The sequence below is a fragment of the Streptomyces sp. TBY4 genome, assembly GCF_024213195.1.
In the GTDB taxonomy this organism is placed as follows: domain Bacteria; phylum Actinomycetota; class Actinomycetes; order Streptomycetales; family Streptomycetaceae; genus Streptomyces.
Genome location: NZ_JANAVF010000045.1, coordinates 1 through 1123, shown reverse-complemented (window position 1 = coordinate 1123; position 1123 = coordinate 1). Strand labels below are relative to the sequence as shown.

Annotated in this window: 1 protein-coding gene; it reads left to right on the top strand. The window is 70.4% G+C overall.

The window, feature by feature from the left end; all coding sequences use genetic code 11:
- Positions 1 to 160: 160 nt before the first annotated feature.
- Positions 161 to 1123 (top strand): RNA methyltransferase (locus NLX94_RS38670; protein WP_254387985.1); only part of this gene is annotated, 963 nt, incomplete at its 3' end.

Below are 1123 nucleotides of genomic sequence, written 5' to 3'. Positions count from 1 at the left end.
AGGCCGACCGGCCGACCCCGCGCGACCGTCCTTGACCCGGCAATCGACCAGCTCGTACAGCTGTGCCCAGCCTGAAATTTCGAGGAGGCGGGTAGGGGTGCGCGCGGGTCGAGTCACACGGGGCGCTGGGAGCAGTTCCGGACTTGAGGGGGCGAGCGTCATGTTCCGTGCTGAACACGCCGAGTGGGGACGACTCCAGTCGTACTTACCCGATCTGGGCTGCGGCCGATCGTGGGGCGACGTCTACAAGGTGAAGCCGTCACGGCTCACGTGCGGAGGCTGCGGCTGGCCGATGCACGCCCGCCTGTCACCGCGCCGGGTGGAACACTTCGCGCACCAGCCCGGTGCACCGGACGACTGCCCGGCCGCGGAAAATGAGTCGCCCGATCACCTGTACCTGAAGTGGGTCCTGCTGACTGCGGCACAGGAGGCCGGTGCGGTTGCGGCCGACGAGGTGTCTGGGCCGGAGGGGGCCTGGCGGGCGGATGTGCTGGCGAGTGATCCGGGCGGCCGGTGGCGCTTCGCCCTGGAGGCGCAGTTGTCCGCGATCACGTCCGACGACATCCGGGGCCGCTCGGAGCGGATGCGCGTAGACGGGGTGCCTTCGGTGTGGTTCTGCTACCGGCGGGCGGCCTGGCTGGGTGTGGTGCCCTCGGTGCGCCTGGGCGAGGTCGATGACACGTGCGTCGTGGTGGAGGGGCTGGCCCGGTTCGCCGGCGGGGAGTGGGTCAAGGCCGACCCGATGCCGCTGGCCGACTTCCTCCGCCGGGTCTTCGACCGGCAGATGGTGGCGTACAGCCCGGAGCGCCGGGCCGAGGGCCTCGTGCTCGACCTGCTGTGGGTCGACGGAGAGTGCCTGCGTGCGGAGGCCGACTACCAAGAATCGGTGGAGTCGGCGCGCAAGCGCGCGGAGGCAGAACGCCGACGCGAGGAAGCAGAACTCCGACGCGCGGAGGAAGAACACCAACGTGAGGAGGAAGAGCGTCTGCTCGTCGACTCCCGGCAACGCCACGAGGACGTCCTGCTGGAGGAGCGGCTTGCCGAGGAGGAGGAATGGGCGGGCCCGTCGTGGCAGCTGAGTGACGCGGAGGAACGCCGCCTGCGGCTCCAGCAGGTCACCCGG